The organism is Natronorubrum tibetense GA33 (genome assembly GCF_000383975.1).
Taxonomy (GTDB): domain Archaea; phylum Halobacteriota; class Halobacteria; order Halobacteriales; family Natrialbaceae; genus Natronorubrum; species Natronorubrum tibetense.
The window spans coordinates 1,586,217-1,609,974 of sequence record NZ_KB913017.1 but is presented as its reverse complement, the minus strand read 5'-3'; the positions used below and the strand labels follow the sequence as shown (position 1 = coordinate 1,609,974).

The following is a 23,758-nucleotide window of genomic DNA, read 5'->3' as shown; positions in this document are numbered from 1 at the left end:
CCGCTGGCGGCCGCTGAGGCGTCGGACTAGCACCGCCGAACGGAGTGAGGCGTTTTTGGTCTCTTGCCGAACGGAGTGAGGCAATGGTCAGCGAGAGCTTCGCTCTCGCCAGACAGATTTTTGGAGTCGAGCGGGACCTTCGGTCCCGCAGACCATGTGAACGGGCACTCCGCGCCCGTGAACAGAGAGTGGTGAGCGATAGCGAACCCGACGAGAAAAAGGTGGGATCCGAACCGTTGGCGGCCGCCGAAGCGTCGGACTGAGAGCGAGTGAGCGATTCGAGGAATGCGCCTCGAGTCCTCGTTCTGCAGTAATTCTCGCTACAGCGACAGTATTCGTGCCACAAAAGTCTTAATCGCAGACTCGACAGAGAGGGGTAGTGAAATCTCGGTTCGCCGTCTGTGTCATCGTGCTCCTCCTGCTCGCTAGCCTCCCGGCCGGTATCGCCGGGGCGGGCGGATTCTCGTCCGGGCCCGATACCTCGGGAGCATCCGAGCCAGCGATTGCAACCGCAGCGAGCGATGGGTCGCCGAGCGCGATGGCCGACGATGACGACGTGCTCCACCAGCGAACCGAACTGCGCCACCTCCCGGATCGACCGGGCGAGTTCGAGGTCGAGACGACTTTCGAGCCGCCGGAGCCGATGCGCGGACTCGAGGTCGATCTCCACGACGACGCAGCCGTCGTGGCCCTCGAGGGCTTCGAGGAGACCGGAGACGGAACGTACCGCTGGGACGAGGCGACCGCGGAGCCGTCGCTCCGATACGAGATGCCGAGCGACCGAACGGGTGACGTCCGCCACGACCACGAGGACCGAGACGGGTACACGTTCGTCGACACCGGCGAGTGGGGCGTCGTTCAGGTCCCATCGGTCGGGCTCTCTCTCAGAACACCGCAATCCGTCACACTGGGTATCGAGGAGACGGTCACCGTCGACGGCGAGGGCGCGGCCGGCGACGACATCGCCTTCTTCGGCCCGGTCGAGGAGTACGAGCGAACCGTCGACGGCGAGACGATCAGGCTGGTCGTCCCCGAGGCGGCCGATCTGATGGAGACGCCCGACGACATCCTCGAGTCGATCGCAGCGGGTAGCGAGCGACTCGACGTCGGCTCAAGCAGCGACGAGGTGTTCGTCGTCGCGGTCCCGACCGATGTCGACTGGGGACCGCGGGGCGTCCAGTACGGCGACGCGGACGCGTGGGTCGCCGCCGACGCCGAACTCGAGGCCGCGGCAAACGTCTGGCTTCACGAGTACGTCCACGTTCGCCAAGGGTTCGCCAGCGGCGAGACGACGACCGACGTACGGTGGCTCGTCGAAGCGCAAGCGGAGTACTATCCCGCCTTGCTCGGCTACGAGACGGGGACGATCAGCTTCGGCGAGTTCGGTAACCACCTGGAACGGGGTGAGCGCTCGCCGTACGCGGATGGCGCACTCAACAACCCCTCGACCTGGGCGGATCGCGATACCGACTACGTGAAGGGGCCGCTCGTCTACGGCGAGATCGATCGACAGCTGCGACTGGCGACCGACGGCGACCGGACGCTCGAGGACGTCTTCCGGCAGTTGAACGCCCAGAACGGCGCGGTGAGCGAGGCGGACTTCCTGACGGCGCTCGAGGACGCCGGCGGGAGCGAGGTCCGAAGCGTCGCCGAGCGGTACACGCAGACCGACGCGACGCCCGAGATGTGGAGCCGCTGGGAACACGGGGACGCGTTCGACCAGTCCGCGGCGATCGTCGAGTACGGACTCGGCTCGGAGCCGATCGAGGTCGCGGCCCAGTCCTGGGAGCGCTGGGACTCGAGCGAGATAGACGGTGTCGAAGCCGGTAGTAGAAACGGTGACGCCGGCATCGACGGCGGTGACGTGATGGCCGTGCCGGCCGGCGAATCCGTCACCGTCCCGGTCGCGATGGCGAACGTCGACGACCGGGTCGGCACCGCCGACGCGACCCTCGAGGTGAACGGCGATATCGTCGCGCTCGAGCAGCGTCACCTCGAGCCCGGCGAGCGAGCGACGACGCGTCTCTCGTGGGAGCCAGCGGAACCCGGGCTCTACAACCTCCGCGTCGGCGACGATCGGCTGACGGTGTTCGTTCGCTCGAGTCCGAGTCTGACCGTCACCGACCTGCGGGTCGACCCTGACGGCGTCGATCCCGGTGAAACGGTGACGGCGACCGCAACGGTCACCGCGGACGGCGACCGTCCGGCCGCGGGGACGCTGCCGTTCCAGAGCGCAAACGGGGTCGTAACCGGCGATCCGGTCGCAATCGCCCCCGGCGAGACGGGGACCACGACGGTCGAGTTGACCTTCGACGACGACGGACGCTACGAGGTGACGGCCGGCGAGCAGTCGACGACGGTCACCGTCGGCGGCGGTCTCTCGAGGGCCGTCTCGGCCGTCGATTCGATCCCCGGCTTCAGCGGCGTCGCCGTGATCGCCACGCTGGCTCTCGTGGTCACGATCGGGATGCTCAGACGGCGGCAGTGACACCGCTCGCCGTCGAGGCGGTCATCGGCAGCAGAACCGTTTACGCTCGTTCTACCAGAAACACGCACGCCTCCTCGCCGTCGTCGATACAGCGCTGTTCCGTGACGGTGGCGTCCGCACCGAAAGCCCGGGTGATCCCCTCGAGAATCCCGTGAGCCAGCCCGCAGTAGGCCGGCTCCCGATGGGTTCGATACGTTACACGCACGCTTTCGTCCCCGTCGCGGGTACCCGAGACCGACGGGAGCGCGGTGTCGTCGGTCGCCGCGTCGACATCGCCGACGATCGTCTCGAGGCGCTCGAGGAGGACGAACAGTTCCTCGTCGCGCACGTGAGCGTTGAACGTCGACAGGAGTTCGGGCGCGAGCGTCCGCCCGAAGTCGCGTTCGATCTGGCGTCTGTTCTGGGTCGCCATCGACGACAGCGTCGAGAGGATGGCGTCGATCTCCTGATCGTCGTACGTCGAGACCGGGAGATATAGCGCCGGCTCGAGGTCGGCGCGGTCGAGGATCGTTTCCCAGGTCTTCTCGTCGGTTCGGTCAACGACGTACTCCTTGAGCGTCTTGTGAACGATTCCGTGCATCTGAGGTGGGTGGTGACTCGGTGGCTCGCGGTCGAGGGTGGATTGCCCGCGACCTGTACGAATTCCGACTAGCTAAGTCACGGGATGGTATCTACTTAACAGTTATAGTACGGGTCGCAGGTGAGGAGACGGCGTCGGCTCCCTGCACACCGCATCGACTGCAGTCCGTCCGTCTCCACGTCCGACTACGACTCTTCCATCTCTACGTCCTCCAGGACGGCCGTATCGTCGCTCATGATGCGAAGTGTGCCGTCCCCGCACGTACAGCCGGACCCCTGTCCGGTTCCGATGGGGCGAATCTCCCCGTCGGGTCCGAGACGAACCGCATGGGCAGTTCCGCAGTTATCGCACACCGCCGCCGCCCGTTGGGTGTCGTCTTCCCCAGCCATCGCTACGCGAACGTGTGCGACGATGCGAGTTAACCCTTATTCAGCAATGCGAACAGGTAGCCGCCGAAGGATCGATTTGTGACCGACGACCGAGCCGAGCGCGAATTGTTACAGCTCCGCCGCGAGCGCCGGCGCGACCGAGACTGCACTCGCCCCGCGCTCGATCGTATCGGTGCCGTAGATCGCCTCGACACCGGCTCGAGAGAGCTTCGTCACCGCGTTACGCGCGAGCAGGGGGTGGACGCAGGTGACGAACACGCGGGCGACGCCACGGTCCCGGAGGACGCCGACGGCCTCGCTCATGGTCGATCCCGTCGCGATGATGTCGTCCGTGACGACGACGTCGCGACCGGCCACGTCGACGTCGCTGGGCGTGATCTCGACTTCCGTTCCGGAGTGGCGAGTCTTCTCGAAGTAGTCCGTCTCGCCGTCGCCGTAGGCGTTGCGGACCGTCTCGGCGAGATCGATCGCGCCCGCGTCGGGGGAGAGAAAGACCGGGTCCTCGAGGTCCGCCGGCAGCGGATCGGCCAGTTGGCCCGCCGCGTCGACCGACGTCGCCGTGGGCTCGAAGAACTCACAGACCGCTTTTTCATGCGGGTTGACCGTGAGCACGCGATCGGCGCCGGTCGAGACGGCGCGAGCGACTGCCCGAGCGGAGATTGGGTGTCCAGCCTCGAAGGCCGCATCTTGCCGGCCGTAGCCCATGTACGGCAGGACGGTGACGACCTCCTCGGCGCCGGCCTCGCGGACGGCATCCTGCAGTTGCAGCAGTTCGAGGTGGGCGTCACTCGAGACGGTCGAGGCGACGACGATCGCGCGGTCGTCGTCGAACTCCGGGACGGCGGCGAGCAGTTCGCCGTCCGGAAAGCGGTCGTACTCGACGGGAGCAAGCGGTTCCTCGAGTTCGCGTGCGAGGGCAGCGGCGAGCACCTGTGATGCGGAGCCGCCGACGATCTGAGTCATACTCGAGTGGACAGGACGGGGGCTAAACCCGTTTTCGTTCTCGCCGTCGTCGACGGCGTTCGAAACCGCGACAGGTCGTCGATGGCTGGAAGCGGGAAGTCGATCGCGACGGAGTCCGGTCGACCGAACGGACTGGCGCGTGCAATCAGTCCGATCGAACCGCCTGACGGACGGTGGTCGAGCGGCTACGTTTCGACGTCCTCGCCATCTTCGCCGCCGTCGTCACGGTCCTCGGCCCCGCCACAGTTGCCATCGGTGGCGTTACTCGAGTACGTCATGCTGTCGTCGCCCGTGATCCGGACGAAGATGCTGAGGCAGTCGGCGGCGTTCCAGTTCGACGGCGTGATGTCCACCGGTTCGCCCTCGTTGAGTCGGGCCGTGACGCGGAATTGGCCGGCGTCGGCCGCCCAGTCGCGTTCGATCGAGGCGGTTCGACCGGCCTCGATCGTCTCGGTCTCCCAGACGGCGATTCCGTCGTCGAGTTGGACCAGCAGGTCGATCTGCTGGTCGCTATCCGAGAGGTTGTCGACGATGATCGCCCCGGAAACCGACTCCGAGGAGTCGGTCGAGCTGTCAGTCTCTTCCTCCTCGGGCGTTTCCTCGTCTTCAGTATTGTCGTCCCCATTCTCGTCGTCGGTGCTGCTCGAGCAGCCGGCCATAGCGCCGGCGAGACCGACACCGGTCGCGGCCAGCAGTCGACGGCGTGGTATCCCACTCATGTTGCCGGAGGAAAGTATCGGAGATAGTTAAATCTCCGTCAGACGATTCGTTCGTCGGGTACGAGAATCAGGATCGAGACCATCCCGAAGCCAGCGCCGGGTCGTTACTCGTCTCGGGGAACGGCGAGTCCCGTCACGTCTCCGACACCGATCGTCTGTGACCGCCACGGGCCGCTACTATCGTCGGGCGTCGCCGAGAGAAACGTACCCCGTTCCGTGACGGCGTAGACCGTCTCCCCGTAGCCGATGTCGACGATCGATCTCCTAGAGCGGTCGTACTCCGTCCAGGTCTCCGCGTCGGCGTCGTAGGCGTAGATGGTGTCTCCCGAAACGGCGTGAGCGCGCGTGAGCCGACCCGGCTCGGTTCGCGGATCCGCCGCGACGGTCTCGAATGTGCCCTCGAGCGCCTCCATCCAGCCGTTCCCGAGCTTGTAGAGCCCGTCGGCGGTCGCGGCGAGCGGGACGCCGGCCGCGGAGACGTCCCGAACATCCGAGAGCCCGGCGTGATCGAGTTCGCCCTCGTGGACGCGGTAGATACCGCTGTCGGTGCCGACGAGGTTCCCGTCGATCGCGCGAACCGTCGCGACGCCGTTGTGCTCGAGGGACTCCCACTCGCGGATTTCCGAATCGGTATCCGCTTTGGCCGGTAGCCGAGCGATATCGCCGTCGGGACTGGCGGCAATCAGATCCGAGCCGTGGCTACCGACGGCGACGGCGGGACCGAACCCGGTACCGACGAACGTCTCGTCGGACTCGTTCGCATCGGCTTCCGCTGCGCGCGCCTCCCGATCCCCGCGCTCGAGCCCGAGCACCTGTACGTCCTCGTCGGTCGCGATAGCAACAGTCTCGCCGGTCGCGGCGATGTCGCGAGCGGGAGTACGGTCACAGAGCCCGAACTCGCCGACGGTGTCGCCGGCGACGCGGACGCGCACGACGCCGATGGCACTCGCCACGTAGACCTCGAGCGCCCCCTCGCGGTCGCCGTAGACACGTTTCTCCTCGATAGCATCCATAGGTGGACAGTCGTGGGCGCGCGCCGAAAGCGTTCTGTCTGCTTCGGAATCCCTTTGGGGAGTCCGCTCCGACTAGGACCCATGCAAGTATTCGGATCGAGCGGGACACGCGGCGTCGCCAACGAGGAGCTGACGCCCGCGTTCGTCCTCCGCGTCGCGAAAGCGGCGGGGACGGCCTGGGGAGCCGAACGGGTTGCTATCGCGCGCGATACGCGCTACACCGGTCGCATGTTGGCCGACGCGGCCGCGAGCGGGCTCGCAAGCACGGGAACGGACGTCGACCGACTCGGGGTTCTGCCGACGCCGGGCGCACAGTTTTACGCCGAACGGGAGGGGGTCCCCGTCATCGTGATCACGGCCTCGCACAACCCGCCGCAGTACAACGGCGTCAAACTCGTCGGCCGCGACGGGATCGAACTCGTCGTCTCGGACTTAGAGGAGATCGAACAGGTGTTGCTCGCCGAGTCGGCCACCGTCGCGCCCTGGGACGAAACCGGCCGCGTTCGCGAGATCGAAGGGATCACTCGAGAGTACGTCGACGAACTGCTCGCGGCCTCCGACCGGGAGACCATCGCCGACGCCGAGTTGACGGTCGCGCTCGATCCCGGCCACGGCTCCGGCACCCTCACGAGCCCCGAGTTCTTCCGCGAACTCGGCTGCCGCGTCGTCACCGTCAACGGTCAGCCGGACGGCCACTTCCCCGGCCGCGACCCCGAACCGGTTCCCGACAACTTAGAGGACCTCGGCCAACTCGTCCGAGCCACCGACGCCGACGTTGGCATCGCCCACGACGGCGACGCCGACCGCGCCATCTTCTTCGACGAGAACGGCGAGTACGTTTCGGGCGACGCCACACTCGCCGCGCTCGCGGCGGCCGAACTCGAGGCCGGAGAGACGACCGTCTCCGCCGTCAACGTCTCCCAGCGACTGGTCGACGTCGTCAACGATGTCGGTGCCGACCTCGAACTCACCCCCATCGGGTCGACCAACATCATCACGCGGATCGAGGAACTCGAGGAGAAAGGCAATCGTGTCCCGATCGCGGGCGAGGGCAACGGCGGGATCTTCTTCCCCGCCTTCCGGCTCTCGCGCGACGGTGCGTTCACCGCAGCCCGGTTCCTCGAACTCGTCGCCGAGCGACCCGTCAGCGAAATCGTCGCGCCCTACGACGACTACGCGAACGTCCGCTACAACATCGAGTACGAGTCGACGGCCGAGCGCGACGCGATGATCGACGCCGCGGCGAACCACGCCCAGGCCTCCGACGCCGAACTCAATACGCGTGACGGCTACCGACTGGATCACGGCGACGCGTGGGTGCTCGCACGGCCCTCGGGCACCGAACCACTCGTCCGGATCTACGCCGAAGCCCGCGACAGCGACCGCGCGAACGAACTGGCAGAGGAGATGTACGAGACGCTCGCCGACGCGAAAGCCGACGCCTGATCGCGACCGATCGAACCGCGCGTTCCGGACGCCAGCCGGACTCGAGGAAGGTATCGGCCAGCGAGCGGTCGGGAACTGCAGCCTGATCGGCCCCGGTTTACGGTCCGAGCGGCCCGACTCGATCCACTACGACCGAAACTTCTTCTCGAGCCGAGTTCGCTCCGCAGCTGGACCGCCGTGCTATCCGGACCGCCAACTACGGGACGATCGTCACTGGAACCGACGACCGTCGCGTCACGGCCTCCGCGATGCTGCCAAGCAACATGCGCGAAACCCCCGATCGCCCCTCGCTGCCCATTACGATCTGATCGACGTCGTGCTCGCGAGCGTACTCGAGGATCGCGTCGGCCGACGTTCCCGTAATAACGGTCGCCTCGACCGTTCTGTCGTGTGCGGCCGCGATCGAGCGGGCGTCCTCGAAGAAGTCAGGTTCGTCGTCGTCCGCGCGCTTCTCGCCCCCGGTCGTCACCGGCGGTCGACCACCTCCGTAGCCCGTCTCGAGATCGTCGACCACGTGGAGTACCGTCACCTCGTCGTCCGGAAAAACGGAAACCGTGTGCTCGAGCGCCGCTCGAGCCGGTTCGGAGTCGTCCATCGGAACGAGCAGGTGTCTGGTCATACCACCGCTACGACGGACCGGGCCTTCAGTTGTCGGGGACGGTCGTCGCTCGGTTCGTCTCTCAGTGGCTCGACACAGTACCGAAGCTGGGGCGTCCGACACCCGATCAAAACCGAGTCGATAACGGCCTCCAGCGGGACCAGTTCCGACCGATTCCCGTCGATGACGAGCGTATACAGTATCGACCCGGCTACACCGGAGAGAAGGAGGACGCCCGGGGCGGACAAGAGGCTGTTTCAGTCACTCGAGCCGGCGATCCACCGCGGGCAGCGACACGGAAAACGTCGATCCCTCGCCGGGCGTCGAATCGACCCGAATCTCCCCGCCGTGGCGTTCGAGGATCCGCTGGCAGAGCGCCAGCCCGATCCCCGTTCCCGAATGCTCGTCGCGGCTGTGCAGGCGCTGGAACACCTCGAAGATGCGGTGGGTCTCCGCGGGATCGATACCGATCCCATTGTCGGTGACCGAGACGATCCACATCCCGCCGTCGCGCTCGCTCTCGATGCGGACTCGCGGCTCCTCGTCGTTGTACTCGAGCGCGTTCGAGAGGAGGTTCTGGAACACCTGCCGTAACTGATTCTCGTCGCCGCGAACCCGTGGCAGCGACTCGACCGTGATCTCGGCGCGCTCCTCGCTGATTCGGAACTGGAGATCCTCGAGCGCGTCCGCGACGACGGTCTCGAGGTCGGTCGGCTCGAGCGGGTCGCCCTGCGTATCGACGCGCGAGTAGGCGAGTAAGCCGTCGATCATGTCACGCATACGGTCAGCGCCGTCGATCGCAAACTCGAGGAACTCCGCTGCGTCCGCGTCGAGGTCGTCCGCGTACCGGCGGTCGATAAGCTGGAGATAGCTCGAGACCATCCGCAGCGGCTCCTGTAAGTCGTGGGAAGCGGCGTACGCGAAGTGCTCGAGGCGCTCGTTCGACGTCTCGAGTTTCGAAATCGTCTCCTCGAGTTTCCGCTGATACTCCCGGCGTTCGGTGATCTCCGTCTGGGTGACGACGCCGCGACTGACCTCGCCGCTCCCGTCGCGGACCGGCATCCCGTGGATCATGACGATCCGTTCCTCGCCGTCGGCGGCGTCGATCGCGAAGATGTCCGGATCCGTGACGACCTCTCCCTCGAGGACGCGCGACATCGTCCACTCCTCGGGTTCGACCGGCTCACCAGTGTCAGCCCACCGTGCGGAGTACCGCTCGTACTCGTTGACCGAGTCCGCATCGAAGACGTTACCGCCCCAGATTTCCTCGGCTGCGTCGTTCGCCTCGACGAGTTGGCCGTCGGCGTTCGCGACCACGACGCCGACGGGCAGGAGTTCGAACAGCGTCTGCAGCTGTTTCTGGTTCTTTTCGAGGGCGATCTCGGCCCGCTTTCGGTCCGTAATATCCGTGATCGCGCCGGGGAACGTGACCGGAGTTCCCGCCTCGTCGGTCTCGACGTAGCCGCGAGCGACGACCCACCGAAGTTCCCCGTCGGCGTTCCGGACACGATACTCCTCCTCGTACTCCCCGCAGGAGGCGACGGCGTCGGTGATCGCCGCTTCGACGCGGTCGCGATCCGCCTCGTGGATCGAGGCGGTGATCCGCTCGAGGGGGACCCCCTCACGAGCAGCCTCGGGATCGATGCCGAACGTGCGGGCGAACGACGCGCCGGTGACGAACCGGTTCGCCTGAATCTGCCACTCCCAGGTGCCGACCGCACCGGCTTCGGTCGCCGCCTCGAGCTGGGCTTTCGCGTCCTCGAGATACCGCTCGTAGCCTTTTTGCTCCGAGATATCCTGGGACATCGTCATCCCGGCGAAGACGTCGCCCCGTTCGTCCGTGATCGGAATCGCGCGCACGCGCCACTCGCGGTCCGCGTACGCCATTTCGGCCGCGGCCTCCTCGCCTTCGAGGGCGGCCCGATAGATCGGCTCGAGCGCGTCCGCGGTGTCCTCGGGCCAGACGTCAAGCGCGCATTCGCCCTCGAGATCGTCAGGTTCGACGGGGATGCGATCGAAGCCCTGGCCCGCCGCCAGCGTGTACCGGAGGTCGTGGTCGAACAGGGTCACGAGACCGTTGGGAAAGGAGTCGACCAGCGTCCGGTAGCGCTGCTCGGACTCCTCGAGGATCCGCTCGCGCTCCTTGCGCTCGGTGATGTCGCGAGTGACGCCGACGCGGACGTCTTCACCCTCGAGGACGGTGAATCGACTCTCGACCGTGAGTTCCTCGCCCGTCGCCGTTCGGAGCGACTCCTCGAACGTGGGGTTCGCTTCGGACTCGGCCGCGTTCGACCGTTCCGCTTCGATCGCGTCGAACTCATTGCCGAAGACGACGGACGCGTGCGTACCGAGCAGGTCCTCTCGAGAGAAACCCGTCATCGCCAGAAAGCCGTCGTTGACCAGCGTGAACGTCCGGTCCGCGTCGAGCGCGTACACCCCGTCGTCGATCGTCTCGACGAGCGTCTCGTAGCGGTCGCGCTCTCGCTCGCGCGCCTTCTGCTCGGTGACGTCCCGGAAGTAGACCGACAGCCCCGTTTCGGAGGGGTAGACGTAGTCTTTGAACCAGACGCCGAGCGCCGGATAGTACTCCATGATGGCGGTCGACTCCTGGCTCTCCATCGCCTCGCGGTAACAGGTTTCGAACGGCGACCCGACCAGATCCGGGAAGACGTCCCAGAGCGTCTCGCCGAGGAGATTCGTCCGCTCAACCCCGAGGATCTCTTCCGCTCGCTCGTTGACGTGCGTGAACTCCCAGTCCTCGTCGAACGCGATGAGTCCGTCCGTGATCCGACCGTACACCTCGCTCAACTCGGCCGACAGTTCGTTCGTTCGGCGCTCGAGTCGGCGTTCGCGCTCTTTGAGGTGGGTGACGTCCTCGGCGGAGGCGACGACGCAATCGATCTCGCCGTCCTCGGATCGTAACGGCGACGTGTTCGTCGAGAGCCAGCGGTCGTCGCCGTCGGGCCGTTCGATTCGAAGCACGCGGTCGGAGACCGGCTCACCCGTCGCCAGCGTGTGTGCGAACGGGTAGTCGTCGACCGAGAGTCGAGTGCCGGCTTCGTCGTAGACAGTACTGTCAGACGGCTCGTACGTGGTAGCTTCCTCCCGCGAAACGTCGAGAAGATCTCTGAGACGTTCGTTCATCCGGATGGCCTCGCCGTCGGTATCGAGTACCTGAATGCCGACGGGACTGGTCTCGAGGATTCGATCCGTGAGGTCGCGTTCGCGCTGGAGTTGCCGTTCGCGTTCGCGACGGTCGGTCATATCGCGAGTGACTTTGGCGTAGCCCTGGATCTCCCCGTCGTCGTCTCTGACGGTGGTGATCCGAACGTGCGCCCAGAACTTCGTCCCGTCCTTTCTGACGCGCCACCCTTCGTCCTCGGTCGACTCCGACTCCGCGGTGGCCTCGAGATTCGCCGTCGGAACCCCAGCGTCACGATCCGATTCCGTGTAGAATCGCGAGAAGTGTTCGCCCAGGATCTCCTCGCGCTCGTAGCCGTTGGTCTGTCTGGCCCCCTCGTTCCAGGTGACAACGCGGCCATCGAGATCGAGCATGAAAATCGCGTACTCCTCGACGGCATCGACGAGCGAGCGAAACTGCTGGTCGCTCTCCTGGAGTCGCTGATCCCGACGTTCGGTCATGTGTTGTACAGACAGCAGGGAAAGAAAAACCCTCGCTCGCCATCACTATCACGACCCAGAACGTCCCAAGCGGCTTCACGATGGCCGTCTCGAGTGAGTCCCTAGACGGGATCGTCGATCTCGAGCGTCTCCTCGAGTCGCTCCCGTTCGGTGCGCAGGGCCTCGAGTTCGTCGGCGACCCGGCCGTCGGCCAGCCGCTCGCGTTCGGCGGGGGTGAGCTGGACGACCGCCTGGGCCGCCGTCTGGAGGCGGTCGTAGTCGAACGCGGGATCAGTCGTGAGCCGACGGATCGATCGCAGAGCCACGACGCAGTCCTCGTCCGCGACACGAGCGACAAACGGCCGCATTTCGCGCGTCCGCCGGCGGAGAACCCCCGCCTCGTCCGGCGGCCACTCGATCGTCAGCGGCTCGGCGTCGATCCCGTCGAGGAACGTCTGCTGGGTCGCCACCCGCCGCTTGAGTTCGTCCGCGCTCGCGACGTAGTGGTCGAGTTTCGAGTGCGAGTAGTTCGCGTACTCGAGCAGTTCGGGGATCGTGTACTCGCCGGCCGGATCGTCTCGAATGTAGGCCGCCAGATCGTCCGGCGGCTGCTGGTAGTCGACGAAGGGGTACCAGCGGCTGCGATCGAGCAGGGCGAACACCTCGCGTGCCGATGCCTCGAGTCGGAACTCCTGGAACGCCGCCTCGATCGCCTCGTTGTACGCTTCGATCGGCTCGCGAAGCTCCTCGACGGGTGCCTCGAGGTCCGCGTTCGCGAGTTCGAGCAGTCGCTCGCGGTCCGCGATCTCGTCGTCGAGTTCTCGGTAGCGTTTTCCGGCCGCCGTCCGCGCATCGTCGATCGCCTCGCGGGCGGCCTCGCGCTCCTCGAGCAGTTCGGCGTACTGGGCCGCCGGCTCTAAGGCGTCGTGTGCACGCTCGAAGTCCGACTCGCTGAGTCGGCGCTTGTCGATCGCGTCGAGGGCCTCATCGAACGCCTCACGTCCCTTCAGATCGTCGGGGAGGCTCGTGACCAGCGAGTCGAACTTCCCTTCGAGCTGGACGTAGGCCTGGAAGTTCTCCCGGCCGGTACCCGTCGCTCGGTCGACGTAGTTCTCGAGGAGGTCCGTCGCGTCCCGATACGCCTCGGCAGCGTCGGTGACGGCCTCGCCGCCGTGGTCTGCGATCCGTGCGTCCGCCCGCTCGAAGCGTTCGCGGGCCGCCTCGAGCGCCTCGAGCGGCGTTTGTTCGTCGGGACTCGCATCCGCGCCGGAGTGGTGGACGCGTTCGCTCATGTGCGATTACTCGTCGTAGACGGCGTCGGGATCGAACACTCGTTCGCCGACGTTTGTCCCCTCGATCGTACGATAGAAACACGACCGGTGGCCGGTGTGACAGGCGCCGCCCTCCTGGTCGACGAGATAGAGCAGCGTGTCGGCGTCGCAGTCGACGCGGACCTCCTCGACGGCCTGCGTGTGGCCGCTGGTCGCCCCCTTCTCCCAGAGTTCGTCCCGGCTCCGGGAGTAGTAGTGGGCCCGGCCTGTCTCACGCGTGCGCTCGAGTGCCTCCGGGGAGACGTAGGCGAGCATCAGCACCTCGCCCGTTGTCGCGTCCTGTGCGACGGCGGGGACGAGTCCGTCCTCGCCGAAGTCGACCGCAACGTCGTCGTCCATAACTAGCGGGTTGATTGGAAGGGCGATATGTCTTTTGCTGCGGTGTCACATCCGCTTGGTTCGTCGCTCCAGTTGGGTGCGACCGTCAGCGCTGCATTCAGTACGTACGAACAGTTAGGTCGGTAATAAGATATTTTTGATAGGAAGGCGATGTGAGCGCATGAAAGACCGGGTGAATGCCAATTTTGAGTTCAATTGGGGGCCAGCGCTGTGGGCCGGAGCGGCAACGATCGTCTTCAGCGCCGTTGCGATGTTCGGTATCGGACGGCCCTCGTGGATCCTGCCGGTCGCATTCGTCGCTGGCTGTATCGCGGCCGCGACGGGCGGGTTCTACGACTCGCACGCCAACAACGGGTTGACTGGTGTGGTGATCGCGATCGTACCACTCTACCTGTTCGTGGTTCTGTACCGGATTCTGCGCTCTTCCGATCCCATAACCGCGGGCGACACGGTATTCGTCGGGATGACACTGGCACTGATGGATCTCATCGCGTACATTCCGCTAATGATGGTGCTGGGATATCTCGGTGGCATCGCCGGCGATTTCCTCCGGCGGCGGCTCAACGGTCCGATCGGGTACTAATTCGTACTCGAGGACGGTTACCAGTGCGAAGAGACCCGTATAAAGGGCGTCAGTCCGTCCACCGATCGCTCCGCTCGTCTTCCACGGCTGGTAACGCCAACAGGATCGCCACGAACGCCAGCGCGACGAGCTAGATCCGAGCGCGAACTGTCCGACGTCGGACGGGAGCGATCAGCACCGAGGGACCCTCGAGACCGTCACCCCCCGTTCGGGCTTGCAAACGTCAGCGCATCCGGTATTGGGCTCGAAACCGGAGCGTGGACGATGAGTTCTTCCACGCAGATCGATCAGCCGGTCAGGTGCCGCGCCTGCGGAACGACGAACGACCACTGCTACACCTACTGCCGGAGCTGTCTGCAGACGCCTCCCGCGAAACCGTAGGCCTACTACCGATCGACCAGACGCCGAAAGCGTGATACCGGCGATCCGCTCCTCGGACTCGAGTTCTGCCTTCGCGTCGTCGGGGACCTGACTGTCAACGTCGTACACCGTCAACGCCTCGCCGCCGCTGGTTTCGCGGGCGCTAAACAGCTACGGCCGTCGAGGTTTCGACATTTCCTGGGCGGCCTCAGTCGATGCGCCGAGATGGACCGTGACGATGATGTTCCCGTGCTCGAGCAACGGCGAGTCCGCCGAGAGCGGTTCCTCGGCGAAGACATCCAGCGCCGTGCCTGCGAGCGTGCCCTTCTCGCCGAAGTCGACTGCAATCTCGTCGGTCAGAGCTGAGTGGATGGCCATCGATGCGATAGGTCTGTTATCGAGAGGGTCAGCTCGGCAACGACGAACCGTCATCCATCAACCTAATCATGAGTAGCGCCAACAATTATCATGTATGGGGTGGTCGGGAAATCGTGATGGCTGACTACACGAAAACCAACTATCACGACGTCGACGATCAGAACGGGATGCACTTCCTGCGTGACGAACTGAACTGCGAGCACATGGGCGTGACCGTCGTGGAGTGTGCGCCCGGCTGGGAGGGCAAAGAACACGACCACGAGGAGGAAGGCCACGAAGAAGTGTACCTGCTGATGGAAGGCGAAGCGACGGTCACCGTCGACGACGAGTCGATCGACATGGCCGAAGGCGACGCGATCCGCATTCCGCCGGACGCGACCCACCAGATCCACAACGGCGACACCGAGAGCCGGTTCGTCCTGATGGGGGCACCGTAGGAACGCCCCCCGTTGCAGACGGACTCCTGCAGTCAGCGCCAGCGCACTCACGACGCTTTCGTTCCCGCCGAGAACTCGAGCCAGCAGTTCGTTTCAGGGCCGATGGAACTCGAGGCCGTCGGCCGTCGCGACCGCGAGAAGTACGCCTCGAGCCAGACGGCCACCCGTTCTGACGTGGTGTTCGGGAAGCAACGGCATCGCTACCGGACGATAGGCGTTTTTCCGCATTGCAGCAACACCGGCGTAGCGACCGACTTCCCGATCCCGGTCGAAGACGTGGATACGCTTGTCAGCATCGCGGCCGTATCCGTAGGGGAACGCGTCCGGTTCGGGGCCGGGACAGGTCAGTTCGTCGGCCGACTCGAGGACGGCCAGAACCGAACCGTCGGCCTCGAGCAACAGCCGTGGCTCGTCGGTCCCCGTCCTGTCGCGGTCGCCATCGACCGTGGCCGTCGTCGCCGACTGCTCTCGCCACTGTGGCTCCGCGTCGGTTCGGACGCAGGCGTACTGCCCGTCGGTCAGCGCGATCCGATCCGGGATCGAGTAGAACTGACGGCAGCCATCGACACGGCCACGGAGCAAGAACGGGTCGCCGAGGATCGCGCGTGCGGCCTCGAGTCCCCACTCGTCGACAACGAGCACCGGTGCCCGACCGGCGTGGGCAGCATCCGCCACGCTGCTGGCGACGGTCAACGGCGTGACGTCTCGGAGACGCTCGACCGACAGCGGCGCGTCGGGACCGTCTGCGGGGTGGTCGCCACCAGTCGCCACGACCGGCCCATCGGTCTCGAGCGGATCTGGACAGCGGTAGCCCCGGTCACGGAGTGCCCCAACGGCGGCCGCGAGCCGCGAGCGTTCATGGGATGTCATCGAGACCGCTACGACGCCGAGCGAGAAGAGCGTCTCGCCACCACAGGCCACACCCGTTTGGCACCAACGGCATACCGTCTCCCCCCGTCTCCCACCTATGGATCGACAGGAACTCCGACGGGCATGGGACGCCGTCGCCGACGATTACGCCAGAACCCGCCGCGCCGACGGCGAGGACGCCGCCCTGATCGATGAGCTACTCGAGACGCTCCCCGAAGCCGCGACCGTCCTCGACATCGGCTGTGGCGACGGGATGCGAACGCTTGCGAACCTCGCGGGCGTCGAGTCGATCGGGGTCGATCTCTCGAGTCGCCAACTCGAGTTGGCAGCCGAAAACGTCCCCGAAGCCCACCTGCTCCAGGGTGAGATGACGAGGCTCCCGCTGGCCGCGAACTCCGTCGATGCGATCACGGCGTATCACGCCGTCTTCCACGTCCCCCGAACCGAACATCCGGCCGTCTACGACGAGTTCGCCCGCGTCCTCCGACCGGGCGGGCGACTCCTCGCGACGGTCGGCTCGAGTCCCTACGAGACGATCCAGCACGATTGGCTCGGAAGCGGCCAGTCGATGTTCTTCAGCACCGCCGGTCGGCGTCGGACTCGGAGCGGGCTCGAGACGGCGGGCTTTGCGATCGTCTGGGAGCGGGTCGTCGACGATCCGCTGGGGAGTTCGGTGCCGTTCGTGCTGGCCGAGTATCAGGGTTGACGGACTGAGGGCTCTGTCGAATTCCCTGGGAGGGGGTGAGTTTCAGGAGTCGTGCTGAATACAGGGTGCGAGTGTAGCACAAATGGAGGGGCGGCTACCAAGGAATGCGCCACTTCAGATAGCTATCGTAGCCACTGGAAGTCAGTGCACACCCGATCGCACGACTGTTGTGCGATCAGTGTGTAAACAGGTTCAGTTGTTACTATACCAGTGATCACCCTCAGCGATGGGGAATCGTTTGATGATTCCGATAACCATTCGGCGAAGCGGAGAAACTGTTTATCACCAGGGTCTCAAACAAAGGGACGTGTCTCCGGACGTTCGATGTGCAGTCCCAGACGACGCGACGGCAATCCGGGAAATCGCCCGCAAGAGCTGGCACGCCGCCTACGACTCGATCCTCGGTGCCGAGATCGTCACGGAGACGATCGACCAGTGGTACGCACTCGAGGACCTCAGGGCGTCGATTACTGAGGCGTGTGCCCGTGAGGACGCCGTCTTCCTGGTCGCCGAGGAAGCGAACGAACCCGTCGGCTTCGCGCATGCCGGTCCGCACCGCGAGCGCCCATCGGTCGCGTCGCTGAACCGGATTTACGTCCGTCCTGACCGATGGGGCGAGGGAATCGGCACGTCGCTTCTCACGCGCATCCAAGACTCGCTCCGCGGAGAGTACGATCAGTTGTACCTTGCCGTCCTCGCGGACAACGAAGTGGCCGTCTCGTTCTACGAATCGGCCGGTTTCGAACGGGTCGGAACCCAGGATAGCGACCTGAAACAGGAGGTCGAGGAGTACGTCTACGAGAATTCACTCTGATCCGACTCGGATAGCGTTCTGTTCACTATCTGTCGAAGTATTCTGGACAATCGAAGGGAAACTCACTAATCCGGTGAACATAGATTTCGACGCATGCGCGACACCGAGTCCAGTGGAGTGATGGCGGACGTTTCCTCGTGGAACTGGCTCCACTGGACGGGCCTGTTGCTGTCGATCTGTATTGCAGCGATAAACCTCTATATTGGCCAGATAGAGAGTCAATCGACGTTTTTCGTCATCGGTGCCAGTTTTCTTCTCGGTGCTGTGTTGTTTCTGACTCGATTTTGGGATCCGATTCTGTACCTCCTTGGTGTTCTCCACGTCGGGGCCTTGGGCGTTATCTGGGTTCTTGGTGGCATGCGGTTCCTCGCGTTCGGGATTGTTACCGGGATTCTCAGCGCCGGGCTTGCCGCGATTGCACTATATCTGTTTGCTGAGGAGATGAAATCCAACGCTCGATAAGCAGCCTCAGTCACCGCCACACCCGAGTACAGGATCGGGTGAGTAGGCCAGTCGGTATGCTGACCTCATCCTCCGTGTTCAGCAGTCAACGCCTATCAGGTAGTGAGGATTTCAACAGGGACGAGCAGGGTTATGTTCCAAGCGAGCGAACGAGACGGACGAGCGTGTTCTCACAGCACGCGGTTATCGGAGCCGTCGATCCGACGACCGCCGCATTCGTCCTCATAACACTTCTCCTGGCCGGCGTCGTTACCGGCATCGCTGGCTTCGGCTTTGCCCTCGTCGGGACGATGGCGCTGGCGACCGTCGTTGATCCTTCGGTCGCGGTCGTGCTGATGATCGTCCCGATTCTCGCGACGAACGTCTCACTGCTTGGTGAACTCGAGGCCGACGCTATCCGCTCGTGCAGCCGGCGCTTCTGGCCCTACGTGGTGGCGACCCTCGTCGGCACGCTCGTCGGCATGGCCGCACTCGAGTCGATCCCGGCCGATCCGCTGACGATCACGCTCGGGTTCGTGACGCTCGCGTACGTCGGGGCGACACAGCGGGCGATTCCGATCCCCGGACGCGCCGCGCTCGAGGATCGCTGTTTCGTCGAACGGCCGGGGATGATGGTCGGCCTCGGCACCGTCTCGGGGGTCGTCTTCGGCGCGACGAACGTCGGCGTGCAGGTCGTCGCCTACGTCCGGAGTCGTGACCTCGAGGCTGGGCTGTTCGTCGGCGTCCTCGCACTCGTGTTCGTCGGCATCAACGCCGTTCGGGTGGGTGCGGCGGTGATTTTCGGCCTGTATCCGTCGCTGACGATCGGCGTGCTCTCGGTTGCGCTTGCGATCCCGGCTCTCGCTGGCGTCCTCGCAGGCCGGCGCGTCCGGCCGTATCTCTCGAAACGAACCCAGCGGTGGGGCGTGCTCGCGCTCCTTACACTCATCGGCGGTCGACTCCTTCTCGGCGGGTTCGGAATCGCCTGACCAACCCGGCGGTCAGCGACGATCCGACGGCCGTGGTGCAGTTCCGTGGGCGTCCACCGGACGGGTTCCGGAGGGGCGTGAGATCGGCACAACAACTGTGACGGGCCAGTCCGTAGGAAGACACATGCTCCGTCGGCTTCGGGAAAACGGCCCCATTATCCTCGTTCCGCTCGCGTGGACGTTCGTCACCGCCGTCCACCTCGATCTCGCGAGCGAGCACGCCCTATTCGTCGCCCATCTCGTGATGGCGGTGATCATCGTCGGCTTCACCGTCCTCTCGTGGTCGGTGATGGATCGCGGCGTCTTGCTCGCGTGGCGACGCGTGCTGCTCGCCGGCCTCGCCGTCACCCTGGCCGGTGCTATCGGCTTTCTGGTCCCGGCGGTGGCGACGCCACTTTTCGCACTCAGCCTCGCTGGCTGGATGCTCATCCCGGCTGCAGGGCTTGCCTACACGAGTCAACACGTCGCCGAGGCGCCGCGGCGCTACCTCCTCGGGGCTGTTCTCAGCGTCCTCGGCCTGCTCGTCTACGCCAGCTCCTCGCTGGCCGGGAGCGATACCGGCGTGCTGGTCGCGGGACTCAGCTTGGTAAACATCGGGCAGACGATTGGCATCGCGACCGCGATCTTCCGGTACTGAGCACTGTCCCGACGGTATCCCGCGATCGCACACGGAGCCAGTTCCACAAAAGACCGCAAAAACGAGCCGAACGGGCCGCTCAGTTCTGCCCGTTCAGCGTGATGTAGTTGATGCCGATGATCCGGTCGTCTTCCTCGAGTTCTGCCTTCGCGTCGTCGGGGACCTGACTATCGACGTTGTACACCGTCAGCGCCTCACCGCCGATGGTCTCGCGGGCGTTGAACATGCCGGCGATGTTGACGTCGTGGCCGCCCATGACGGATCCGATGAGGCCGATGACACCGGGTTCGTCGGTGTTTCGCGTGACGACCATCTTGCCGTGGGGGATGGCATCGACGCGGTAGCCGTCGACGCGGACGATCCGCGGGTCGTCGCCCGCAAAGAGGGTGCCGTCGACCGTCACCGAATCGTCGTCGTTGCTGACGGTGACTGAGATCAGGCTCTGGAAGTCCTCGGCCTGCCGCGTTTTCGATTCCGTCACGTCGACGCCCCGATCTTCGGCGATCTGTGGCGCGTTGACGGCGTTGACCTGCCACTCGAGCGGTTCGAAGACGCCCTTTAACGCGGAGGCGGTGACGAACTCGACGTCCTCGTCGGCGATGTCACCCTCGTAGGTGATCTCGATGTCTTCGATGCGGCCCTCGAGCAGTTGCGCGGCGACCTTGCCGGCCGTCTCGGCGATGTCGATATAGGGCTCGAGGCGAGGGAACGCGGCCTCGTCGATCGAGGGGGCGTTCAGGGCGTTCGCGACGGGATCTCCGACGAGTGCGGCGCTGACCTGTTCGGCCGTCGAGGTCGCGACGTTCTCCTGGGCGGCCTCGGTCGACGCGCCGAGGTGGGGCGTGACGATGATGTCCTCGTGCTCGAGCAGTGGCGAGTCCGCCGAGAGCGGTTCCTCGGCGAAGACGTCCAGTGCAGCGCCGGCGAGGGTGCCGTCCTCGACTTTCGCGGCAAGAGCGTCCTCCTGAATGATGCCACCGCGGCCGACGTTGACGATGTAGCCGCCCTCCAAGAGGTCGAGTTCGTCCTCGCCGATCATGCCCTCCGTCTCGGGCGTCAGCGGCGTGTGGATGGTCAGGAAATCGGCGCGCTCGATACACGGTTCGAAGTCGACGAGTTCGGCGCCGAGACGGTCGGCGCGCTCTTCGGAGATATAGGGGTCGAAGGCGACGAGATCCATGCCCAGCGAGTCGAGTTTCTTGGCGACCTCCTGGCCGACGCGGCCGAGTCCGACGATGCCGAGCGTCTTGGTGTCGAGTTCGGCGCCGAGATACTCGCTTTTGGCCCACTCGCCGTTCTTCAGGCGGATGTGAGCCTGCGGGATCGAGCGGGCGGCCGCGAACGTCATCGCGACGGTGTGTTCGGAGGCCGCACGAACGTTCCCCTCGGGAGCGTTGGCAACGATAACACCGTTGTCCGTGGCGGCCTCGATATCGATGTTGTCGACGCCGATACCGGCGCGGCCGACGATGACGAGTTCTTCGGCCGCCTCGAGAACCTCGTCGGTGACTTCGGTGCCCGAGCGGACGATCAGTCCGTGGGCGTCGGATACCGCCTCGAGGAGATCCGCACCCTCGATTTCGTAGGCTGTCTCGACCTCGTGGCCAGCGTCTCTGAGTACGTCCAGACCCGCATCAGCGATCGGATCCGTGACGAGAACCTTCATGCGCGAGACAATCGTGTGGAGCAGGTAAACCCTTCCGTTGTTGGGAGGGGCGGCAAAAATTGTCTACGGTGGCGTCGCAGGTGTAAGACCCCTCGCCGGCTCTCACCGTGGCGGGAACCGATTCCGGAGCGTGGGAGACGGTCGTCGCGTCGGACGGATCGGTGCGCTGTGAACGCCGTCGCCCTCTCCCGTCACCGCTCGAGCGGAAAGTGACACTTCGATCGGGCCGGCCCGGCTCGAGTCCAGTCCGGACGGACGTCGCCACATTTCGGTTCGGCGTCCGGACACCGCGTGCGGAACGGACAGCCACTCGGCGCGTCGAGGGGACTCGGGATCGGGCCCTCGAAGCCGACCGATCCCGACCCACTTCCGCCGAGCGACGGAATCGCCTCGAGCAGCGCCGCCGTGTAGGGATGGGCCGGCCGCTCGAACACCGCTTCGGCGGGACCGACCTCCATCAGTTCGCCGAGGTACAGGACGGCGATCCGATCCGCAACGTGCTCGATCACGTCCAGATCGTGGGAGATGACGAGATACGTCAACTCGAGGTCGCGCTGGAGGTCCAACAACAGGTTGAGAATACGAGCCTGTACCGAAACGTCGAGCGCGGAGACGGGTTCGTCGAGAACAACCAACTTCGGGTCGAGGGCGATCGCCCGCGCGATCGCGACCCGCTGGATCTGGCCGCCGGAGAGCTCGTGTGGATACTGGCTCGCGTAGCGCTCCGAGAGACCCACTACCTCGAGGAGGTGGCTGACCCGCTCCCGTCGACGACCCTCGTCCCACCCTCGCGCCCGCAACGGTTCGGTGATCGTCCGTTCGACTGTCATCCGGGGGTTGAGACTCGAGTGAGGGTTCTGGAAGACGACGCCGATGTCGGCGAGCGTGTCCGGCGAGCGGTCGCCCGCGGGACCGACGGGAACGCCGTCGAGACGGACCTCGCCGCTCGTCGGTGCCTCGAGACCGGTGACGAGGTTCGCGAGCGTGGACTTGCCGCTCCCACTCTCGCCGACGAGGCCGAGCGTCTCGCCGGCACCGATCTCGAGGCTGACATCGTCGACCGCCTGCAGGTCTCGCGTCCGTCCGAAGACGCGGTCGAACACCCCATCGTCGAGCGAGAACCGTTTCGATACGCCCTCGAGGGCGACGACCGGTTGGTCTCCCGCCGGAGCTGAACTCGCATTCGAGTCCGACGGCCCGAGCCGGTCGTCGGCCGAGGTCCCACCCGGCCGGGACTGCGAACGGTCAGTCGGGACGGATTCCGCGGCAGCCGAGACAGCCGACGTGCCAGCCGTCGTCGAGGCGCTCGCGACGGGTGTGGCCGACTCGAGCGAATCGTCCGTACCTCCAGCGGCGCACTCGGACGGTTCGAACACGATCGGTTCGCCACAGGTCGCGCTGCCGTCAACGAGATCCACAGTGGGAATCTCACCGGACAGACAGGCGTCGGTCGCCGACGGGCAGCGGGACGCGAACGGACAGCCCGACTGTTCGCCGACTCGTTCCGGAACGGTACCCTCGATGGTCGGCAGCCGCTGCTTTCGGTCGGTAGTCCGGGTCAGACACTCGAGCAACGCCCGCGTGTAGGGGTGGCGCGGGTCCTCGAGGACGCGGTCGGTCGGTCCAGTCTCCATCACTTGCCCGCCATACATCACGACGACCCGATCGCAGATGTCGGCGACGACACCGAGGTCGTGCGTGATCAGGAGCAGGGCCATTCCGCGGTCGTCGCTGAGCCGGCGAAGCCGCGCTAAGATCTGTGCCTGTGTCGTCGTATCCAGCGCCGTCGTCGGTTCGTCGGCGATCAGCAAGTCGGGATCTGACGCCAGCGCGATGGCGAGACCGGCGCGCTGGCGCATGCCGCCGGAGAGTTCGTGCGGATAGGCGTCGACCCGGTCTTCGGGACTCGCGATGCCGACCTGCTCCATGAGGTCGACAGCGCGCTCGCGGTGGTCTTCCCACTTCGATCGGCGGCTGAACAGGGGTGCGTGCAGGTAGTCGAGCAATCGCTGCGAGTCGGGATCGTCGTGAACGCTGAGCGACTCGGCGATCTGCTCGCCGACATCGAACACCGGGTTCAGCGTCTGGGTCGGATCCTGAAACACCATCGACACGGTGTCACCGCGGAGTTTCCTGAGTTGTCGATCGGTCGCCTCGGGAACGTTCGTGCCGTCCAGTCGAATCGATCCCGCGACGATCTCGCCGGGATCCTGTAGGCCGACGATCGAGCGGGCGGTGACGGACTTGCCACAGCCGCTTTCGCCGACGATACCGACGGTCTCGCCGTCGTCGACGCTGAAGGAAACGCCGTCGACGGCGCGAACGGTTCCCTCGCGGGTTCGAAACTGCGTGTGAAGGTTTTCGACGGTGAGGAGATCACGCATGGATTG

At 65.4% G+C, this 23,758-nt stretch carries 22 protein-coding genes and 1 pseudogene; 10 read left to right on the top strand and 13 right to left on the bottom strand.

The features are described 5' to 3' along the window. Window positions 1–379 precede the first annotated feature (379 nt). On the top strand, window positions 380–2,488 hold the full coding sequence (locus NATTI_RS0108340; protein WP_006092684.1) for a M61 metallopeptidase family protein: 2,109 nt from the start codon (window positions 380–382) through the stop codon (window positions 2,486–2,488). A gap of 40 nt (window positions 2,489–2,528) precedes the next feature. Here the strand turns inward: NATTI_RS0108340 and NATTI_RS0108335 are convergent, their stop codons facing one another. The 5 genes from NATTI_RS0108335 to NATTI_RS24970 form a co-directional block, all read right to left on the bottom strand. Beyond that, a complete protein-coding gene (locus NATTI_RS0108335) occupies window positions 2,529–3,068 on the bottom strand; it encodes a heme NO-binding domain-containing protein (protein ID WP_006092686.1) in 540 nt (179 codons plus the stop codon). A 185-nt stretch (window positions 3,069–3,253) separates the two neighbouring features. After that, on the bottom strand, window positions 3,254–3,457 hold the full coding sequence (locus NATTI_RS0108330) for a hypothetical protein (RefSeq protein ID WP_006092688.1): 204 nt from the start codon (window positions 3,455–3,457) through the stop codon (window positions 3,254–3,256). Window positions 3,458–3,565: 108 nt separating this feature from the next. Next, on the bottom strand, window positions 3,566–4,420 hold the full coding sequence (locus tag NATTI_RS0108325) for a ribose-phosphate diphosphokinase (RefSeq protein WP_006092689.1): 855 nt from the start codon (window positions 4,418–4,420) through the stop codon (window positions 3,566–3,568). Window positions 4,421–4,605: 185 nt separating this feature from the next. Continuing rightward, window positions 4,606–5,139, bottom strand: a complete 534-nt coding sequence (locus tag NATTI_RS0108320) for a hypothetical protein (protein ID WP_006092692.1) — start codon at window positions 5,137–5,139, stop codon at window positions 4,606–4,608. A 104-nt stretch (window positions 5,140–5,243) separates the two neighbouring features. Beyond that, window positions 5,244–6,152, bottom strand: coding sequence for an HVO_0234 family beta-propeller protein (locus tag NATTI_RS24970; RefSeq protein WP_006092694.1), 909 nt, complete (start codon window positions 6,150–6,152; stop codon window positions 5,244–5,246). Between the two features lie 81 nt (window positions 6,153–6,233). On the opposite strand from NATTI_RS24970, the gene glmM reads away from it, so the two are divergent. Further along, window positions 6,234–7,598: a phosphoglucosamine mutase gene (gene glmM / locus NATTI_RS0108300; protein ID WP_006092696.1), complete on the top strand. Its 1,365-nt coding sequence runs from the start codon at window positions 6,234–6,236 to the stop codon at window positions 7,596–7,598. 196 nt (window positions 7,599–7,794) lie between these two features. Here the strand turns inward: glmM and NATTI_RS0108295 are convergent, their stop codons facing one another. The 4 genes from NATTI_RS0108295 to hisI all read right to left on the bottom strand — a co-directional run bounded on the left by NATTI_RS0108295 (window position 7,795) and on the right by hisI (window position 13,487). Continuing rightward, the gene (locus NATTI_RS0108295) at window positions 7,795–8,217 is read right to left on the bottom strand and encodes a universal stress protein (protein WP_006092698.1); all 423 of its coding nucleotides are present in this window, start codon (window positions 8,215–8,217) and stop codon (window positions 7,795–7,797) included. A 240-nt stretch (window positions 8,218–8,457) separates the two neighbouring features. Further along, window positions 8,458–11,838 carry a PAS domain S-box protein gene (locus NATTI_RS0108285; RefSeq protein ID WP_006092700.1) on the bottom strand — a complete coding sequence of 1,127 codons (3,381 nt, stop codon included), beginning with the start codon at window positions 11,836–11,838 and terminating at the stop codon, window positions 8,458–8,460. A gap of 101 nt (window positions 11,839–11,939) precedes the next feature. Then, window positions 11,940–13,109 carry a DUF7118 family protein gene (locus NATTI_RS0108280; RefSeq protein ID WP_006092702.1) on the bottom strand — a complete coding sequence of 390 codons (1,170 nt, stop codon included), beginning with the start codon at window positions 13,107–13,109 and terminating at the stop codon, window positions 11,940–11,942. Between the two features lie 6 nt (window positions 13,110–13,115). After that, on the bottom strand, window positions 13,116–13,487 hold the full coding sequence (hisI, locus tag NATTI_RS0108275) for a phosphoribosyl-AMP cyclohydrolase (RefSeq protein WP_006092703.1): 372 nt from the start codon (window positions 13,485–13,487) through the stop codon (window positions 13,116–13,118). Window positions 13,488–13,647: 160 nt separating this feature from the next. Between hisI and NATTI_RS0108270 the strand changes: the two genes are divergently transcribed. Both NATTI_RS0108270 and NATTI_RS27610 read left to right on the top strand, forming a co-directional pair. Continuing rightward, window positions 13,648–14,070 carry a DUF5518 domain-containing protein gene (locus NATTI_RS0108270; protein ID WP_241434420.1) on the top strand — a complete coding sequence of 141 codons (423 nt, stop codon included), beginning with the start codon at window positions 13,648–13,650 and terminating at the stop codon, window positions 14,068–14,070. A 264-nt stretch (window positions 14,071–14,334) separates the two neighbouring features. Beyond that, entirely contained in the window at window positions 14,335–14,451 is a 117-nt protein-coding gene (locus NATTI_RS27610; protein WP_449289284.1) for a DUF7577 domain-containing protein, read from the top strand. Between the two features lie 174 nt (window positions 14,452–14,625). On the opposite strand, the pseudogene NATTI_RS26045 reads toward NATTI_RS27610, so the two are convergent. Next, window positions 14,626–14,760 (bottom strand): annotated as a pseudogene (locus NATTI_RS26045) (NAD(P)-dependent oxidoreductase); the annotation flags it as partial. A 164-nt stretch (window positions 14,761–14,924) separates the two neighbouring features. Between NATTI_RS26045 and NATTI_RS0108255 the strand changes: the two are divergent. Next, window positions 14,925–15,245 carry a cupin domain-containing protein gene (locus NATTI_RS0108255; protein ID WP_019991741.1) on the top strand — a complete coding sequence of 107 codons (321 nt, stop codon included), beginning with the start codon at window positions 14,925–14,927 and terminating at the stop codon, window positions 15,243–15,245. A 93-nt stretch (window positions 15,246–15,338) separates the two neighbouring features. Here NATTI_RS0108255 and NATTI_RS0108250 read toward each other — a convergent pair whose 3' ends face one another. Beyond that, on the bottom strand, window positions 15,339–16,115 hold the full coding sequence (locus tag NATTI_RS0108250) for a hypothetical protein (protein ID WP_081630551.1): 777 nt from the start codon (window positions 16,113–16,115) through the stop codon (window positions 15,339–15,341). Between the two features lie 97 nt (window positions 16,116–16,212). Between NATTI_RS0108250 and NATTI_RS0108245 the strand changes: the two genes are divergently transcribed. The 5 genes from NATTI_RS0108245 (at window position 16,213) to NATTI_RS0108225 (ending at window position 19,702) form a co-directional block, all read left to right on the top strand. After that, complete coding sequence (locus tag NATTI_RS0108245) at window positions 16,213–16,821, top strand: class I SAM-dependent methyltransferase (RefSeq protein WP_006092722.1); 609 nt, start codon at window positions 16,213–16,215, stop codon at window positions 16,819–16,821. A 307-nt stretch (window positions 16,822–17,128) separates the two neighbouring features. After that, window positions 17,129–17,635, top strand: coding sequence for a GNAT family N-acetyltransferase (locus NATTI_RS0108240; protein ID WP_006092724.1), 507 nt, complete (start codon window positions 17,129–17,131; stop codon window positions 17,633–17,635). A 93-nt stretch (window positions 17,636–17,728) separates the two neighbouring features. Beyond that, window positions 17,729–18,097, top strand: coding sequence for a hypothetical protein (locus NATTI_RS0108235; protein WP_006092725.1), 369 nt, complete (start codon window positions 17,729–17,731; stop codon window positions 18,095–18,097). A gap of 164 nt (window positions 18,098–18,261) precedes the next feature. After that, a complete protein-coding gene (locus NATTI_RS0108230) occupies window positions 18,262–19,065 on the top strand; it encodes a sulfite exporter TauE/SafE family protein (protein WP_006092726.1) in 804 nt (267 codons plus the stop codon). 124 nt (window positions 19,066–19,189) lie between these two features. Continuing rightward, window positions 19,190–19,702, top strand: a complete 513-nt coding sequence (locus NATTI_RS0108225; protein ID WP_006092727.1) for a hypothetical protein — start codon at window positions 19,190–19,192, stop codon at window positions 19,700–19,702. A 79-nt stretch (window positions 19,703–19,781) separates the two neighbouring features. Here the strand turns inward: NATTI_RS0108225 and serA are convergent, their stop codons facing one another. Together serA and NATTI_RS0108215 are read right to left on the bottom strand one after the other, a co-directional pair. Next, window positions 19,782–21,368 carry a phosphoglycerate dehydrogenase gene (gene serA / locus NATTI_RS0108220; protein ID WP_006092728.1) on the bottom strand — a complete coding sequence of 529 codons (1,587 nt, stop codon included), beginning with the start codon at window positions 21,366–21,368 and terminating at the stop codon, window positions 19,782–19,784. Between the two features lie 191 nt (window positions 21,369–21,559). Beyond that, window positions 21,560–23,752 carry an ABC transporter ATP-binding protein gene (locus tag NATTI_RS0108215; protein WP_006092730.1) on the bottom strand — a complete coding sequence of 731 codons (2,193 nt, stop codon included), beginning with the start codon at window positions 23,750–23,752 and terminating at the stop codon, window positions 21,560–21,562. Window positions 23,753–23,758: the final 6 nt, after the last annotated feature.